This window comes from Paenarthrobacter sp. NCHU4564, from assembly GCF_052156435.1.
In the GTDB taxonomy this organism is placed as follows: domain Bacteria; phylum Actinomycetota; class Actinomycetes; order Actinomycetales; family Micrococcaceae; genus Arthrobacter.
On the sequence record NZ_JBQLIS010000003.1, the window covers coordinates 40487 to 56978 of the forward strand.

Here is a 16492-nt window from a genome sequence, read left to right on the forward strand (position 1 = left end):
GAGTGGATGCCGAGCCCGCGCGATATCAACACAGGCAAACTCCCGAGGGCAAGAAAGGAATCCCGCGCCGGGGGAACGACCGCTGCCGAGCAGGGACTCACCTGGTTCATCGTTCACCGATGGCCGGCTTGGAATCCGGCAGGTGCGGATCGCGCAGCGCCGCCCGGGGATCCCGCAATGGTTCCCGCTCCAGCTTGAAGCGGGTCACCTTGGCGGTACCCCCGGATCCGACAGCGGCAGTGAAGGCAGCGCTGGACGCCGCGAGCGATGGGTCGTGGCTGGCAGCGATCAATTCGGCGCCTTCAGCATAGTTTTCAAGGTCATGACCTGGCCCCAACCCCGGGTCCTCCCCCTTGGGTGTCTGCACAGGATTCGTCAGCGTGACCGTCACCCTGTCCTTGGTATCCGCGGGGATACGCCCATCGCTGCCTGGCACCCAGTCCTGGACATGCTCCAGGTGCATGCTGCTGATTCCTTGCCCCGGTGTGATGCCTCCTGTCGGGGCTCCCGCAGTCAGTACATACTTGAGGTCGAACTCGCTGAGGAAGGCCTTGTTCTGGCTGAGGTTCATCGCATGTGCTCCACCCTGGCTATGGCCCACTGCCACCACTGGATCACCGGCTTCAGCCCCTGCCTGCCGCAGGGCCTGGGCAACAGCGGGAACTACCTGCTCGGAGTCGTAACCGAGAGCTTCTCCAATGCCGGCAATATCGAACGGGTTGCTGCTGGGTGAATCGGGCTGCGTGCCTGGAATGAGGACCATCCAGGCTGCAGTTCCATTGTTATCGAACTCAATGACCTCGATTTCGCCGTCACCCCGGGCGTGCAGGGATTGAAGCCGGCGCATGCTCGCAGCCATGGACGGGTCCACCGGCTCCACCGATTCGCCCAAGCTTTCAGCGTGCACTGGGCGCGGTTGGACTCCCTTCATGAACGGCGAACCCACGAGACTCCGCAAGATATCCCCGGCACCCATGCCGGACGGAAGAGCACTTCCTATGACGTTCTCCGTCATGTCCCGGCTCAGGGTCCGGGCCGTCACGGACAGCCCGAACTGTTCCGGGCCGAAATCCCCCAGGGCTGCGTTGCGGGCCTCGGCACGCTCGTAGTCGCGGTGTCCCTGCCTTACACCCTCGGCTACAGCTTCCAGTTCCCTGCGGACGCGGCCGGCTTCCTTTCCGCTTTCGGCTACCGCATTGATAGCGTCACACCCCGTTGCATAAGACTCATAAAGGGACCCGGCCAGTTCGTCCTGGACGCGACGAGCTTCGTCCTCTACGCCTTTGAGTTGCTGGACCAGGTCATCCAGCTGGGCTACGCCACGCAACAGTTCCTCGAACTGGAAGGAAATCCCGCCGAGCCCTCCGCGGATCGTCAAGGAACCATCTGGAAGGGGCGGAGAGGGAAGGGGCGGGGAGCCGGCCCCCACCGGTGCCGAATCAGCCATTACTCACCTTTTGCCCCGAGACAGCTACATTGTGCGAGTGCCGGAGGATCAATCCTGCAGCCGTGTCCAAGGACTCCCGGGTGCGCATCACCGCCGAAGCGTGCAATGCAATGGTGGTCCGGTACGCGCGCCCGGCCGGGGACTGCCAACTTTCCAATTGCGTCCGCCGCAGGGTTGCAAGCACTTGGTCCGTCTGATCCACGCAGCGCTTGATGCGCCAGGCCAGTCGTTGGACTTCGTGGCTGCGGGACGCGCACTCAAGGGGGTCGAAGGTGGGCGGGTTGGCTGCGGGCATCAAGCCGACGCTCATGTCTGTGTACTCCGTGGTTTGTTATTCGGATCGGTGAGTTCGACGGTACGGAGCCGCGGAGCGGGGTGGAAGCGAGCGCGTCGCCTATGTGGAAAACGCGGAGGGGTTTCCACATACGGCTTGTCACCGACTCAGGGCCTCGCTTGGAACATGAAAGAATAGGCACCATGGCTGAATCCCCCCGCGTTTCCCTCGCTTCTGAACCTCTCGCCCTTGGCGCCCTCGACGGCCGCTACCGTGCCGCCGTCGCGCCCCTCGTCGACTACTTGTCCGAGGCTGCCCTTAACCGCGATCGTGTTCATGTCGAGGTCGAGTGGCTGATCCACCTGACCAGCCACTCAGTGCTTCCGGGCGCCGGTCCCCTCACCGACGACCAAGTCGCCAAACTGCGCGCCATCGTCACAGGCTTCGACGCCGCTTCCGTCAATGAGCTCGCCGAGATCGAGGCCGTCACCGTCCACGACGTCAAGGCCGTGGAGTACTACATCGGGCGTCGACTGCCGGCCATCGGCATCGAAAACCTGACGGCCATGGTCCACTTCGGTTGCACGTCCGAGGACATCAACAACCTTTCCTACGCAGTCGGCATCAAGGGCGCGGTGGAGGACGTGTGGCTTCCCAATGCCACCGCATTGGTCCAGCAGATCCAGGCGATGGCCGAGGCCAACCGTTCCGTCCCCATGCTGTCCCGCACCCACGGCCAGCCCGCTACGCCCACCACGCTCGGCAAGGAACTGGCGGTCATCGCGCACCGCCTGAACCGCCAGCTGGTCCGCATCGCCAAGACCGAGTACCTCGGCAAGATCAACGGCGCCACCGGAACCTACGCCGCCCACGTGGCATCGGTACCCGGCGCGGATTGGGAGTCCGTGGCCAAGTCCTTCGTGGAGGGACTCGGACTTACCTGGAACCCGCTCACCACCCAGATCGAAAGCCACGACTGGCAGGCGGAGCTCTACGCGGACATCGCCCGTTTCAACCGCATCCTGCACAACGTCTGCACGGACATCTGGAGCTACATCTCGATTGGCTACTTCCGGCAGATCCCTGTGGCCGGCGCTACCGGTTCGTCCACCATGCCTCACAAGGTCAACCCCATCCGCTTCGAGAACGCCGAAGCCAACCTCGAAATCTCCAACGGCCTCCTGGACACGCTCGCCGCCACTCTGGTTACTTCCCGTTGGCAGCGCGACCTCACGGACTCTTCATCGCAGCGCAACATCGGCGTGGCTTTCGGGCACTCCCTGCTGGCCATCTCGAACGTCGCCAAGGGCCTGAAGGCTCTGGACGTTGCCGAGGACGTCCTGGCCGGCGACCTGGACACCAACTGGGAGGTTCTGGGTGAAGCCATCCAAATGGTGATGCGGGCAGAGGCCATTGCCGGAGTGGAAGGCATGGAGAACCCCTACGAACGCCTGAAGGACCTCACCCGCGGACAGCGCGTAGACGCCGCGCGTATGCAGGAATTCGTCCAAGGCCTGGGCCTGTCCCCCGAAGCTGAAGCACGCCTCCTGGCACTCACCCCCGGGAAGTACACGGGCATTGCGGAAAAGCTCGTAGACCACCTTCAGTAATTTCAGAGCTGCAGCACAAACGCACACGGCGGCGGGCGGGGCAAACCCAGCCCGCCGTCGTTGTCTGACCACGGAGCCACGCCACAGCCTCGCCACACGGTCCGCCGTCGTTGTCTGTCAATCCAGCCGCGCCACACAGCCGCGCCACAGCCGCGCCACACAGCCCCGCCACACGGCCCGCCGTCGTTGTCTATCAATCCAGCCGCGCCACACAGCCGCGCCACACGGCCCGCCGTCGTTGTCTGTCAATCCAGCCGCGCCACCAAGCCGCGCTACCCAGCCGCGCCACCAAGCCGCGCTAGCCATCCGCGCCACACAGCCGCGCCACCAAGCCGCGCCACAGCCACGCGCCCCGGAGCCAACACCCGCCCGTCTCCACCGCGTCATTGCTGCCCAGGGCTGCGCTCTGGCGAAGATTCCCAGTCGCTGCGTCTAGGCTGGACCAAGGAACCAAAGAACCAAGGAACCGCCCTAAAGCCAGGCGCGGTTCCTGGAGGCACGTCAGCTACCAGAGAAGGAGCGGAGCGTTTATGAGGCTCCTGTTGATCAGGCATGGACAAACACCGGGCAACGTCGCGGGCCAACTGGATACGGCATTCCCCGGCCCCGGACTGACGGAACTCGGTGAGCGCCAGGCTGACGCCCTCCCCCGCGCGTTGGCCGGAGAAACCATCGAGGCTCTGTACGCGTCCACGCTGGTGCGGACACAGCGCACGGCCCTGCCGCTGGCAAAGGCCACCGGGCTGGAACCGGTCATCCTGGATGGTGTCCACGAGATCGAAGCCGGAACTCTTGAGAAGAAGACCGACCACGAATCACACCTCCGCTACATGCACACCGTGTTCTCCTGGACCGCAGGCGACCTTGAAGCCCGGATGCCGGGCGGGTTCACCGGCCATGACTTCTTTGCCCGGTTCGATGCCTCGGTGGAAAAGGTAGCCGCCGCCGGACATGCAACTGCGGCAATAGTGAGCCATGGTGCCGCTATCCGGTGCTGGGCCGGGCTGCGCGCAACGGACATCGGCACCGGTTTCGCGGAATCACACATGCTGCCCAACACGGGCGTTGTTGCCCTGGAAGGCGATCCTGCCTCCGGCTGGCACGTAGTGCACTGGGACCAGGTTCCCGTGGGTGGCCCGGCCCTTGCAGACCGCACGGCCGAGGACCCGACCGGCGACGCCCTGTAGGTGTGGGCCATCAAGCCCTGCAGACATGCAGCAGACACGGCAGTAGCCAGCATTTCTCCGGACGCTTACGAGCAGGAAACACCACGGTAACCGCCGTTTCCTAGGCTTAAGAGGCATAAACACCTCAGCGGTACGGAAGCGAAACGAGGCATTGATGCAGACCAACCCACGGCTCAATATCCGGCAGGTCACCTGGGCGAACCCGGTTGGCGCAGATCTTCGGGCCGCACAGCAGGCGGAACTGGACTCGCGTTTCGGCACCACCGACCACGAACCCGGTCCGCCGCCGTCTGAAGCGGACACGGCAGTGTTCGTCGTGGCCTACGAAAAGTGCTCGGGACAACCTCTGGGGTGCGGTGGACTGAGGATGCTCGACGAGAACACCGCAGAGGTCAAGCGCCTCTATGTGGTCCCCTACGCCCGCGGGTCGGGAGTGGCCAGCTCCATCCTGGCTGCACTCGAGGCGCAGGCTCATTCACGGGGATTCAGCGTGATTGCGGCAGAAGCCGGGTCGGCCCAGTCCGACGGCCGGAGTTTCTACGTCAGCGCCGGGTTCTCCGAGATTCCCAACTTTGGCCCTTACGTTGGCGCCAGCGGCTCGTACTGCTACTCCAAGCGCATCGACTCGCACAGTGCTTCGCATACCGCCATGGCTTAGGCGGCACGGGGGACGGTTCGATAATCTCGGATCATGGAAAAAGCAGACATCACCTTCCGCACCCGCAAATGGGTGCGGCCCGAAGACCTCAACGCCAACGGCACGCTCTTCGGTGGCAGCCTGCTGAAGTGGATTGACGAGGAAGCCGCGATCTACGCCATCCTGCAGTTGGGCAATGGCCGCGCCGTGACCAAGTACATCTCCGAAATCAACTTTGTGAGCTCGGCTGTGCAAGGCGACTTGATCGAGATGGGCCTGACCGCCAAGAAGTTCGGGCGCACCTCGCTCACCATGCGGGCCGAAGTCCGCAACATGATCACACGCCAAAGCATCCTCACGATTGAGGAGATCGTGTTCGTGAACCTGGGCCCCGACGGGCGCCCGCAGCCCCACGGCTACACAGAAATCACGTATGACCGGGACCGCATCCCCACCCACCACCTGACCAAAACCCGCGACGACGACTAAACCACCCGCCGTCGTGGGTTTCCGGCAACTGCAGCACTGCAATCATGCTTAAACGGGTGCCGGCGGCCGCGGAAACCGCGGCCGCCGGCCTATGTTTTCCGGCAGCGGGAGTGAGTGCCGCCGGAACCTGTGGGGCGCTGAACCGGAAGGGCGTCAGCGCCGGTCGAACGTCAGTCCGCCGGGAACCTGGAAGGTCGGCATCAGTTCGAGCATGCCCACGTTGACGTGGCGCGGGGTTTCAATGGCGTAATCGAGGGCGTTGACGATGTCATCAGTGGTGAGGGACTCGTAGCCTTCGTAGTAGGTCTTCCACGCTTCTTCCATGGCTTCCGGCGTGCCGCCCATGTTACGGCCGAAGATCTCAGTCTCCACGCGGCCGGGGCAGATTTCGGTAACGCGGATCCGCTTGCCCACGGTGTCGTTGCGCAACTGGCGGGAGATCTGGTGCACGGCGGCCTTGGTGGCGTGGTAAACCGTGTGCCCGTAGAAGTTGTACACGCCGGCGATCGAGCTGATGTTAATGACGTGCCCGAGGTCGCGTTCCACCATGCCGGGCATCACCAGGCGCGTCAGCTGCAGCAGGCCGCGGAGGTTCACGTCCACCAATTCGTCGATGTCCTGCTCCGAAGAGTCCAGGATGTTGCCTGGCCGCGAGACACCGGCACAGTTCACCAGGACGTCCACCTTGAGGTCACCCACGACGCCGGCCAGTGCGGCCGTGTCGGTCAGGTCCACCACGTGCGGGACTGCTCCAGTGCGGTCGGCCAGTTCGGCCAGGCGCTCGCCGTTGCGGGCCACGGCGTGGACGGTCAACCCGCGCTTGGCGAGGCGTTCGGCGATGGCCGCTCCCATACCGGTGGAAGCTCCGGTGACCAGGGCTGTGGTGTAGTCAGAAAAGGACATTGGTTCTCCAAAAGTGGGAGGGGCGGGCGCCATCGATGACGGCGCCCGCCGGATGGTTATTGCTAGGCGTCGCGCAGTGGTTCGTGGGCACGGTCCTTGACGGTGCTGACGGCGATGAGGGTGCCCAAGGCCGTGACGACTGCGTAGAACGCCGGCATGTAGATGTTGCCGGTGCTGCTGATGAGCCAGGTCATGAGCAGCGGGGCGGTGCCGCCAAACAGTGCCGAGGAGATGTTGTAGCCGACGCCGTAGGCGGAGTAGCGGACCCGGGTGGGGAACAGTTCCACGAGCAGGATGTGGATGACGGCGGTGTGTCCGGCGAAGATCACGGCCATGATGCAGGCACCCAGGATGGCCAGACCCATGTCACCGGTAGCGATCAGTGCGTACGACGGGATGCCCAGAACGGCCATTCCGATTGCTGATCCGGCGATCACCTTCTTGCGGCCCAGGCGGTCGGAGAGTGCACCCATGAATGGGATGGCGATGCAGATGACCACCAGGCTGCAGGCGGTGACCAGCAGTGCCTCGCCGATGGTGAAGTTCAGCTGCTTGCCCTTGAGGAACGTGGGCATGTAGGAGAAGAGGACGTAGTAGCCGGAGCCGTTCATCAGCGGGATGAAGAGGGCCAGCAGCATGGCGCGGCGGTGGACCGGGCTGGCGAGGGCTTCCTTGAGCGGGTTCTTGGAGAGTCCGCCCTCTTCCTTGAGCTTTTCGAAATTGGGGGTGTCGCTGATGGCTTTGCGGATGTACCAGCCGATGATGCCCATGGGGATGGCCACGAGGAACGGGATGCGCCAGGCGAAGGAACCGAAACCGCCGCCGTCGATGGCAGCCTGGGTGAGCCATGGCGACATTGCGAAGGCAACCAGGGTACCGGTGAGGAGTGCGGCGAAGGACGCGATCTGCGCGAAAGAGGTGATGACACCACGCTTGCCCTCAGGGGCGTGTTCGGCCAGGAAGGTCATGGCGCCGGCAGCTTCGCCGCCCACGGAGAAGCCCTGGACCAGGCGGAGGAGCACCAGCAGGATCGGCGCGGCGATGCCAATGGCCGCATACGGAGGAAGCAGGCCGATACCGGCGGTGGCGACGCTGATCAGCATGATCACGAAGACCAGTAGCTTTTGCCTGCCGATCTTATCGCCGAGGTAACCGCAGACGATCGCGCCGAGGGGACGGACAAAGAACGAGACCGCGTAACCGGCGAACACAAAGAGGAGCGCGTTGTCCGGGTTGCCGGGGGCCAGGAAGACGAGGGCCAGTGTTCCCGCCATGAAGGCGAAGATGCCGTTGTCGTACAGCTCCACGAAGATGCCAACACAACCTGCGGTGACAACCTTGCGGGTTTGGCGGCTCGTGAGCCGCTCATGCTGCTCCGGGGCAGCATTGGTGCTTGCGGTCATGACTTTTCCTTACTGAAATGAGCGTAGCAACGCCTACTAGGTATGACGACAGGTTTTTTAGCTGCATGCCGCAACTGGTAGGTCCTGCCACTGGGGACGGCATCCGATGCCGAGGAGTCCGAAGACGGTGTTGACGGATTCGCGGAGTGTTTCAAGTTGGGCCCGCGAGCGCCGGTGGGCGGCAGTTGCTTCTGCCACTGTGGTTTTCCGAAAACGGACTTTGTCCCCTGGCCGCGCCTGGGCCAGGACATCCAGTCCGGTGCTGGTGACCACTGCCAGCACGGGATACCCGGCGGTGACGCCGCGTCCCCGGTGCAGTACCAGCAACTCTTCCCTGGAGGGAACCTCGACGGCGCCCACTGGCACTCCGCGGGAAAGGACCTCACTGCTTGAGGTTCTTTCCGGAAGTTCACCGCCGAGCCGCAGGCCAATGTGGTTGCTGCGGCCGCTGACGGTGTACTCCGAGGTGAAGAGCAATTCACCGGATGCGCCAAACTCAGCGACGTCCGGTCCGTCGGTCACGTCGACCGACAGGTCTGAACCCATGCTGGGGCGTTCGAGGCCCAGCCGGAAAAGTGGAAGGTCGAAGTACGGCTGCCGCACGGGACCCACGCTGCGACGGGTGGTGAGCGTGGTTCCTTCCTTGAGCTGCAGTCCGAATCCGACCACGGTGTCCGGAGCAACGCTGTCCAGGAGCGTATCCGCCTCCACGGATCCGTGGATGGCGAGGTAGGCCCGCAGTCCGCGGTGGATGCCCCGGAGGGAAACGGATTCGCCGGCCCGGACCGATACCGGTTCCCATTGGCTGACGGTTCGTCCACCGACCGTGAGGGTCAAGGGAGCGCCCGTCACCGCGATCAGGATGTCCTGGGTGGCCGTCATGCGGAAGTCCAGGGCAGTGATTTCGATCAGGGGTTCGTTGTCCAGGTTTCCGGCAAGGATGTTGGCTGCCCGGGCTGAGTATTGGTCCAGGGCGCCGTTCACGGGGAGCCCGAACCGGGGTCCCCGGAAGCGCCCCAGGTCGGTGACGACAGAGTTTCCCGGCTGATGGATCAGGATCCGGCCGTTCATGACTGCGCCTGCGCTTCCAGTTCCAGTCCAGCCAACGTGTGGAAGTCGGCGGCGCCGATCTGCCGGAAGCGCACGATATCTCCGGGCTGATAGGGGACCAGCGGTTCGCGGCGGATGTTGAGGACGGACAGAGGAGTCTGGCCAATGACGCACCAACCACCGGGAGCCTTGGCCGGAGCGATGACAGCCTGGCGGCCAGCTACGGATACCGCACCTGCCGGTACGCTCAGCCGGGGGTCCTTCAACCGCGGTACAGGCTTGGGAAATGCAGGACCGTCCATCATGGGGGAACCCGCGGGTGCGCCAAGGCAACGGATGGTGTAGGTCTTCTCCGTGTGGAGGCGGATCACATCCTCCATGGAGATTCCCTGGAATGCGGCAACCTTTTCCAGGTCCGGCCCATACTCGCCCCCGTAGACCACGGGAACGTCGAACTCACGGGGTGCTGAGCTGCTTCCAGCCGAACGGCCGAGCTCGCCCAAGCCAAGTTTCACGAACGCGCGCATCTGGCCCGCGGAAACCATCACGGGGTCGAACTCCACGAGCACGGAATCGTAAGTGGGAACCGCGGCGTGGAGGCCCTCGGCACCGCACTCTTCGAGCCAGCCGGCCAGGCGGTGGACGGTCAGCCAGTTGTCTTCGCTGGTTTCCGAGATTGCGACCACCCGGAGCGCCGAATCACCCGATTCGTAGATCTCGGTGGGAGCCACTGTCAGGACGGTCATGTCAGGCCGCCTTCCTCTTGGCGTCCATGACCTCGGCCAGGGGTGCAATGCGGACACCGGCTGCGATCAGCTCGGACCGGATCAGGCGGGCCAGTTCGACAGCGCCCGGGTTGTCTCCGTGCAGGAGGACCGTGTCAACGTCGATAACAATGTCCACGCCGTTGGCGCAGCGAAGCTTGCCCTCGACCACCATGCGAAGGGTCCGCTCGACGATCTCGGCAGGATCGTGCAGGACAGCGCCGGGCTGGCTGCGGGGAACCAGCGTGCCGTCTTCCTGGTAGGCGCGGTCCACAATCCCCACGATGGCCACGTCCAGCCCTGCGGTGCGTGCGGCCGCAGCCAGTTCGCCTTCCTGGGCCACCACGATGAGTTCGTTGTCCACGCGGGCTGCCGCCTCGGCCACAGCCTTGGCGTAGTCGGCGCGAACGGCCACGAGGTTACCGAGCCGGCCATGGGGTGCGAGGTGCGTGACCTTGGTGCCGTGGAAGGCAGCGAAGCTGTTCAAGGCGCCCAACTGGTAGAGGACATCGTTCTGGACTTCGCCGGCGCTCAAACCCATGTCCCTGCGTCCGAAGCCACGGAGGTCCGGGAAACTTGGGTGGGCTCCAATGCCCACACCGCGGCGGACGCATTCAGCAACAGTGTTTGCCATGATGTCCGGGTCACCGGCGTGGAACCCGCACGCGATATTGGCGCTTGAGACGATCTCCAGGAGTTCGGAATCGTCACCAATGGTGTAGGCGCCAAATCCCTCTCCGAGATCCGCTACAAGATCAATCATCGGGTTCACGTGGTTCTCTTTCCGTGGGTAATTCTTATGAAATTCCGAAAAATGCCGCAGACCATCAGGGTTGATGATGGGAATTCCCGGAAAGTGGCTGCTGTCCTGATGCTTCAAAACTTTGCCTAAGGTTCTTCCAGAAGTCTCGCACCCGCCAACTGCCTTGCACAAAGACCTAATCGCTATCCCGTGATAGCTCTCCGTTATGACCTGCGCCACCCGGTGCTGTGGCGCGGCTCCCAGCGCGTGCGGGTGCGTCTATATTTGAACAACCAGAAAGGTAGATCCATGGACACACGAAAGCTCTCCTACTTCGTCCAAATCGTCGACTCAGGAAGCATCACCAAGGCCGCTGCAGCCCTTCACGTTGCACAGCCGGCCCTGAGCCAGCAGGTGTCCGCCCTGGAAAACGACCTCAAGCAGCGGTTGCTGATCCGCAGCAAGCAGGGGGTTGAACCCACCGCAGCCGGACACACGCTGTACCGCCACGCCCAGTCGATCCTCCGCCTGGTTGAACAGGCCCGGCAGGACGTGGCAACCTCCGGGGCTGCACCGTCAGGACGGGTATCCATCGCGATCGCCCCTTACAGCATGGCTTCCAGCCTGACCCCCAGGATCATCAGCGAAGTGGGCAGGCGCTACCCGGACATCGTGGTCCATCTGACCGAGATTTTCGGCGGCGTCCTCAGCGAAGCCATCAAGAATGGGCGCCTGGACATGGCGTTGATCTATGAACCCGGCAAAATCCGGGGCGTGCAGTTCACCACCATGATCGTCGAAGATCTGCACCTGGTGGTTCACCCGGAAGCTGAGGTGGCCCGCCTCAGCTCCGGCAGGGACACCATTACCTTGGCCGAAGCGAGCACCGCGGGCCTGTTCCTCCCGGAGAAGAACCACACGCTCCGGCAACTGATCGAGAAGGGCTTGGACGACCAGGATCTTCCGCTCAAGCTCGTGGGTGAAGTGGAATCTGTCCCCTCCCTGACCAGGCTGATCCGGGCGAACCTTGGCGGGACGGTACTGCCCAAGTCGGCAGCGGACGCCCTCTTCCCGGACCAGGAATTCAAGGTACTGCGGATCGTGGAGCCTGCCCTGCAAAGCAAGATCGCCCTCTGCACACCGGACCACGAGCCCCTGTCCGAGGCAGCCTCCGCCGTCCTTCTGGTGGTCAAGGAGATGCTCCACCAGCAGCTGATCTCCAAGTACGGAACAGACCCCGTGCAGCTGCCCGCACATCCATAACAAAGTCTTATCCGGACAGACAGCTTTGGTCTTATTCAAAGCCGTTTTAGTTTCCTATTATCGAATTAAGAAGAAATTCGAAATACAGCCCACGGAAGACTGCGGGCCTGTTCAAAGGACAAAACGGTGAAAAAGATCAGCACCTCCGGATGGGTTTCGAATCCAACCCGCGGAACTGTCACAGCACGAACCGGATTTCACTGCCCAAAGAATGGGTTCTGGCGGCCCATTGGCGGTATCGGCGAGCCGTTGTTCGTCTTTGAAGGAAGCCTCATGCCGGCTCACGCCGGGAACAGCATCGAATGGCACCTGGTGGACACCCGGCCCGGCCATTCCGGCCTCGACTGACCAGTACGCCAGGCACAGACGCCAGCCACCCGCCGTCGTACGCCAACCACAGCTGCACCGCGCTGAAGGCGCCCTGCCCCCAAGACCCGGGCACGGCGCCTTTCTTGTGCCCCGGACTCCCTGAGACCCACGCCAAAGGGCCGGCCACAACAGTGGCCGGCCCCTCAGCGGAAAGACTAGTCCTCCACAAGGAGGCCCTTCTGCTTGAGCTTCTCCGTGAGGCCGCACAGCTCGATGGTGTTGCCGCCGTCGTGGTAGAGCTTGATGAGCTCGCGCTCGTGGTCGTCGCGGGCCTGGGAGAGCGCGATGACTTCCTCGGCTTCTTCGCGGCGGACCACTACGACGCCGTCAGCGTCGCCGCGCAGGATGTCGCCCGGGTAGATGATCTCGTCGCCGAAAACGATCGGATGGTTGATCGGGCCGAGCGTTTCCTTGACCGTGCCCTTGATGCTGACGCTGCCGGAGAAGACGGGCAGCCCGAGTTCGATCAGGTCCTGGGTGTCGCGGACGCCGGAATCGGTGACCATGGCCGCGATGCCCTTGGCCTTCATGGCGTTGCCCAGGACGTCGCCGAACGTTCCGGCCTCGGCCATTTCCTGCGCACCGACCAGGACGACGTCGCCGGCCTGTGCATAGTGGATGGCGACCTGGAGCATGAGGTTGTCCTGCGGAGCGCAAGCCACGGTGACAGCCGGACCACAGAAGGACATGGAGCGGTCGATCGGCTTGATTTTGGAGCTCAGAGCGCCGCGGCGGCCTTGTGCTTCGTGGATCGTGGCCGAGGAGAACCTGGCGAGGCGTGCGACGACGTCGGCGTCCGGGCGCTCAAATTTGGTCTTGACATGGATCATTTTCGGGTTCCTTCTAGTTGAGTGCGTTGACGGCATCGCGGACAGCGTCCACGCCGGCGTTGATGGTCTCCAGCGAGGTGGCGAAGGAGATCCGGAAGTAGGGGCCCAGGCCGTAGGCCGAACCCTGGATGACAGCGACGCGCGCGGCGTCCAGCAGGTACAGCGTGAAGTCCTGGTCGTTTTTGATGACCCGGCCGTCCGGCGCGGTCTTGCCGATCACGCCGGAGCAGTTCACGTAGGCGTAGAAGGCGCCCTCGGCCGGGGCCACGGACAGGCCGTCGATGGTGTTCAAACCATCGACGGCGGCATCGCGGCGCTTGCGGTACACCTCCACGCTGTCGCGGACGAAGGACTGGTCACCGTTCAGTGCGGCAGCTGCGGCAGCCTGGCTGATTGAGGACGGGCAGGACGAGGTCTGCGACTGCAGCTTGTTCATGGCTGCGATCAACGGAGCCGGTCCGACGCCGTATCCGAGGCGCCAACCGGTCATGGCGTAGGCCTTGGAGACACCGTTGACCAGCAGGATCCGGTCCTTCAACGCCGGGGCGGCCGTGACCAAGCTGGTGACGCGGCCTTCGCCGAAGTACACCTCGTCGTAAATCTCATCGGTGAGGACGAAGACGTGCGGGTTTTCCTCCAGCACCTCGCCGAGGGCCTGAAGTTCCTCGCGGGAGTACACGGCACCGGTCGGGTTGGACGGCGCGTTGAGGATCAGCCACTTGGTTTTGGGGGTGATGGCTTGCTTGAGGGCTTCGGGAGTGAGCTTGAAGCCGGTTTCCTCACCGCAGGGGACGATCACCGGGGTGCCGTCGTTAGCCAGGACCATGTCCGGGTAGGACACCCAGTAGGGCGCCGGGACAATCACTTCGTCGCCTTCGTTGAGCGAGGCCATGAGCGCCACATACAGGACCTGCTTGGCGCCGCCGCCGATGGTCAGCTGGTTGGCTCCGTAACCGTGTCCGGTGTCCCGCTCGACCTTGTTGAGGATCGCACTTTGCAGTTCAGGAGTTCCGGTGACCGAGGTGTACTTGGTCTCACCGTCTCTGATCGCGGCGACAGCTGCTTCTTTGATGTGGTCCGGGGTGTCGAAGTCCGGCTCGCCGACAGTCAGGTCGATGATCGGAATGCCTTCGGCTTTCAGTTCGCGCACGCGGGCGGCCGCGGCGACGCTGGCTGAGGCCTTGATGCGGGTAACCCTCGACGCCGGCAGGAACTCGGACATGTCTCCTCCAGGGATGTGGAACTCGGGACGCGCGGATTCGCGGATCCCTTTGTTCGAGACTAGGTACTGGCGGAGGGCTCTGGATAAGACCTAATGTGCGTGGATTCATAAGGGACGCTTATGACGCGGGTTGCTTTCGCAGCGCTCCATGCTTAGACAGGGGGCTCTGCGCCTGAATCAGGCCGGATCCATGCACTTTGCTTATGGGTTCACGCGGTATTGGTATTTCCAAGGGCGGGTGAACGCTGCCTAGATTCGAGTGGTGGGAACAGCTGACTACAGCGCCGCTGCGGCGACGTTGACGGCTGTCCCGGCCCACCGCCGTCGAGCGTTCGAAAGGGATTTCATGCCAGCTTTGGCTCCAGCAGCTACCGCCCAAGGCCGGTCCGCCACTGGGCGCTACACCTACCGCGCCGGCGCTCCTGCGCGCTCTTCCTCGACCGCGGACGCCGAGCACGCGAAACTGGCCCACGCCTTGGGTGTGCACCGACAACTCCTCTCCCATGCAGCCAGCTCCATCAGGACCTTGACGGCTGCAAGGAATGACTTGATCGCCCAAGCCGTGGAAGACGGGCTCACCGTGGCCACCATCGCAGCCGTGACCGGCGAGAACCTCCGCACCATCCGGACCATCGCTTTGGCTTATGACGACCTGCAGGTCAGTGGCCTCCCCCGCCAGGCCCTGCTGGAAGCGCTGAAGGCCAAAAGCGAGGAGTTGAAGGCCGCCGAAAGGCACCGCGGGCAGGTAACGGAACGCCGGGAGGCACTGATCGTTGCGGCGGCGAGGGCACAAACCTGCGACGATCTGGAACTCGCGTCCCTCACCGGCCTGACCCCGGACCACATCCGCCGCTCCATCCGGGGGTTGACCCGATCCGCCTGACACCGTTGTCCCCTGGCGGGTTCACCGGTAGAACAGAGTGATGAGCGATGTGAATTCGTGGATGGACCAGTACGTGCGGGCGTGGAACTCAAACCAGCCCGGCGACATCAAGGCCCTCTTCACCGAGGACGCCGTCTACAACACCCGGCCCCATGACCAGGAGGCCTGGCACGGACACGAGGCAATCGTGAAGGAGTGGTCCGGCGATTCCTCGGACGCATCCGGGGACTGGACGTTTGAATGGACGCTCCTGGGCCGGGACGGGGACACCGCTTTCGTGCAGGGACTCACCACCTACCTCAATGGCCAGCCCACCTATGACAATCTGTGGGTCATCCGGTTCGCCGAGGACGGCCGTGCCCGCGAATTCACGGAGTGGTACATGGCCCGGAAGGACACCCCCGCAACACCCAACTAGGTCGCATTTGTGCACGTTTAGAGCCGTGAAAACGCGCACAACTGCGACCTAGTTGGGGGCGCCGGCGCGGTCCAGGTCAGCCGGCGCGGGCCAGGTCAGCCGGCGCGGTCCAGGGTTTCGGCCACCGGTTCGTCGGCCGAACGCACAGGTCGCTTGGAGTGGATGTACCGCTCGGCAAACGCGTCCGAGGCCCTGGCCAGCACCGCAACGTCCGCACCCACCAGCGCAAAGGAGGCACCGGCGTCGAGATAGGCCCGCGCGATGTCCTCGTTGAAGGCGTTCACACCGGCAGGCTTGCCGGCCACCTGGGCGGCGGCCAGGCAATGCTCGACGACGGCACGCACCAAAGCGTGTTCCTGCTGTCCCAGCAGACCCATGGAAGCGGCCAGGTCCGACGGACCCAGGAAGATGCCGTCCACGCCATCCACTGCCAGGATGTCCTCCACCACGGCTGCCGAGGCCTCGGACTCCACCTGGACCGTGACGCTGACGGTGTCACCGGCCTGGGCAAGGTAGTCCGGGATGCGGTTCCAGCGCGACGCCCGGGCCAAGGCCGAACCCACCCCCCTGATTCCCAGCGGCGGGTACCGGACGGCGGCCACCGCTTCTTCTGCCTCCAGTGCCGAGTTCACCATGGGCACCAGCAGGTTCTGCACGCCAAGGTCCAGGTACTGCTTGATGACCACGGGATCGTTGACCGGCGGCCGGACCATGACCTGCACGGGGTAGCCGCTGACGCTGTGCAACTGCCCCAGGATGGACTCAATGCCGTTGGGACTGTGCTCGGCGTCGATCAGCAACCAGTCCAGCCCTGACCCGGCACAGATTTCCGCCACCAGCGGACTTCCTGAACAAACCCACATGCCCACCAGGGGTCGGGCCTCGTTTTCCAGCACGGCATAAAACGTGGGGTGAGGCACTGGACGGATCGACATCACAGCTCCCAAAGGGTCCGAATCCGCAGGTTGATACCACTGTTGTACCCCTTTGGCGGCGGACAA

Annotated in this window: 18 protein-coding genes; 8 read left to right on the top strand and 10 right to left on the bottom strand. The window is 63.8% G+C overall.

Features of this window, described 5'->3' with window-relative positions; all coding sequences use genetic code 11:
* Positions 1–106: 106 nt before the first annotated feature.
* Together ACSVIE_RS04175 and ACSVIE_RS04180 are read right to left on the bottom strand one after the other, a co-directional pair.
* Entirely contained in the window at positions 107–1447 is a 1341-nt protein-coding gene (locus ACSVIE_RS04175; RefSeq protein ID WP_442423093.1) for a hypothetical protein, read from the bottom strand.
* Positions 1440–1757, bottom strand: coding sequence for a hypothetical protein (locus ACSVIE_RS04180; protein ID WP_426004696.1), 318 nt, complete (start codon positions 1755–1757; stop codon positions 1440–1442). The genes ACSVIE_RS04175 and ACSVIE_RS04180 overlap by 8 nt, the downstream gene beginning before the upstream one ends.
* 167 nt (positions 1758–1924) lie before the next feature.
* On the opposite strand from ACSVIE_RS04180, the gene purB reads away from it, so the two are divergent.
* From purB to ACSVIE_RS04200, 4 genes are all read left to right on the top strand, one after another.
* Positions 1925–3331: an adenylosuccinate lyase gene (gene purB / locus ACSVIE_RS04185; protein ID WP_442423094.1), complete on the top strand. Its 1407-nt coding sequence runs from the start codon at positions 1925–1927 to the stop codon at positions 3329–3331.
* A 530-nt stretch (positions 3332–3861) separates the two neighbouring features.
* The gene (locus ACSVIE_RS04190) at positions 3862–4518 is read left to right on the top strand and encodes a histidine phosphatase family protein (RefSeq protein WP_442423095.1); all 657 of its coding nucleotides are present in this window, start codon (positions 3862–3864) and stop codon (positions 4516–4518) included.
* Between the two features lie 154 nt (positions 4519–4672).
* Positions 4673–5176, top strand: a complete 504-nt coding sequence (locus ACSVIE_RS04195; protein ID WP_442423096.1) for a GNAT family N-acetyltransferase — start codon at positions 4673–4675, stop codon at positions 5174–5176.
* Between the two features lie 33 nt (positions 5177–5209).
* Complete coding sequence (locus ACSVIE_RS04200; RefSeq protein ID WP_426004703.1) at positions 5210–5644, top strand: acyl-CoA thioesterase; 435 nt, start codon at positions 5210–5212, stop codon at positions 5642–5644.
* Positions 5645–5797: 153 nt separating this feature from the next.
* On the opposite strand, the gene ACSVIE_RS04205 is transcribed toward ACSVIE_RS04200, so the two are convergent.
* The 5 genes from ACSVIE_RS04205 to ACSVIE_RS04225 form a co-directional block, all read right to left on the bottom strand.
* On the bottom strand, positions 5798–6547 hold the full coding sequence (locus ACSVIE_RS04205; protein WP_442423097.1) for an SDR family oxidoreductase: 750 nt from the start codon (positions 6545–6547) through the stop codon (positions 5798–5800).
* 62 nt (positions 6548–6609) lie between these two features.
* A complete protein-coding gene (locus ACSVIE_RS04210) occupies positions 6610–7950 on the bottom strand; it encodes an MFS transporter (RefSeq protein ID WP_426004705.1) in 1341 nt (446 codons plus the stop codon).
* Positions 7951–8007: 57 nt separating this feature from the next.
* Positions 8008–9021, bottom strand: a complete 1014-nt coding sequence (locus tag ACSVIE_RS04215) for a biotin-dependent carboxyltransferase family protein (RefSeq protein ID WP_426004707.1) — start codon at positions 9019–9021, stop codon at positions 8008–8010.
* The gene (locus ACSVIE_RS04220; protein WP_442423098.1) at positions 9018–9746 is read right to left on the bottom strand and encodes a 5-oxoprolinase subunit B family protein; all 729 of its coding nucleotides are present in this window, start codon (positions 9744–9746) and stop codon (positions 9018–9020) included. Before ACSVIE_RS04220 ends, ACSVIE_RS04215 begins: the two co-directional genes overlap by 4 nt.
* Before the next feature lies 1 nt (position 9747).
* Positions 9748–10536: a LamB/YcsF family protein gene (locus ACSVIE_RS04225; RefSeq protein ID WP_442423099.1), complete on the bottom strand. Its 789-nt coding sequence runs from the start codon at positions 10534–10536 to the stop codon at positions 9748–9750.
* A gap of 279 nt (positions 10537–10815) precedes the next feature.
* On the opposite strand from ACSVIE_RS04225, the gene ACSVIE_RS04230 reads away from it, so the two are divergent.
* A complete protein-coding gene (locus ACSVIE_RS04230) occupies positions 10816–11769 on the top strand; it encodes a LysR substrate-binding domain-containing protein (protein WP_442423100.1) in 954 nt (317 codons plus the stop codon).
* Between the two features lie 126 nt (positions 11770–11895).
* Positions 11896–12117, top strand: a complete 222-nt coding sequence (locus ACSVIE_RS04235) for a hypothetical protein (RefSeq protein ID WP_442423101.1) — start codon at positions 11896–11898, stop codon at positions 12115–12117.
* Between the two features lie 176 nt (positions 12118–12293).
* On the opposite strand, the gene ACSVIE_RS04240 is transcribed toward ACSVIE_RS04235, so the two are convergent.
* Positions 12294–12968 carry a 4-carboxy-4-hydroxy-2-oxoadipate aldolase/oxaloacetate decarboxylase gene (locus ACSVIE_RS04240; RefSeq protein ID WP_442423102.1) on the bottom strand — a complete coding sequence of 225 codons (675 nt, stop codon included), beginning with the start codon at positions 12966–12968 and terminating at the stop codon, positions 12294–12296.
* Positions 12969–12981: 13 nt separating this feature from the next.
* Complete coding sequence (locus ACSVIE_RS04245) at positions 12982–14190, bottom strand: aspartate transaminase (RefSeq protein WP_442423103.1); 1209 nt, start codon at positions 14188–14190, stop codon at positions 12982–12984.
* Between the two features lie 262 nt (positions 14191–14452).
* Between ACSVIE_RS04245 and ACSVIE_RS04250 the strand changes: the two genes are divergently transcribed.
* Together ACSVIE_RS04250 and ACSVIE_RS04255 are read left to right on the top strand one after the other, a co-directional pair.
* Positions 14453–15073: a hypothetical protein gene (locus ACSVIE_RS04250; protein ID WP_442423104.1), complete on the top strand. Its 621-nt coding sequence runs from the start codon at positions 14453–14455 to the stop codon at positions 15071–15073.
* A gap of 40 nt (positions 15074–15113) precedes the next feature.
* On the top strand, positions 15114–15491 hold the full coding sequence (locus ACSVIE_RS04255; RefSeq protein WP_442423105.1) for a nuclear transport factor 2 family protein: 378 nt from the start codon (positions 15114–15116) through the stop codon (positions 15489–15491).
* Positions 15492–15586: 95 nt separating this feature from the next.
* On the opposite strand, the gene ACSVIE_RS04260 is transcribed toward ACSVIE_RS04255, so the two are convergent.
* The gene (locus tag ACSVIE_RS04260; RefSeq protein ID WP_442423106.1) at positions 15587–16426 is read right to left on the bottom strand and encodes an HpcH/HpaI aldolase family protein; all 840 of its coding nucleotides are present in this window, start codon (positions 16424–16426) and stop codon (positions 15587–15589) included.
* Between the last annotated feature and the right edge of the window lie 66 nt (positions 16427–16492).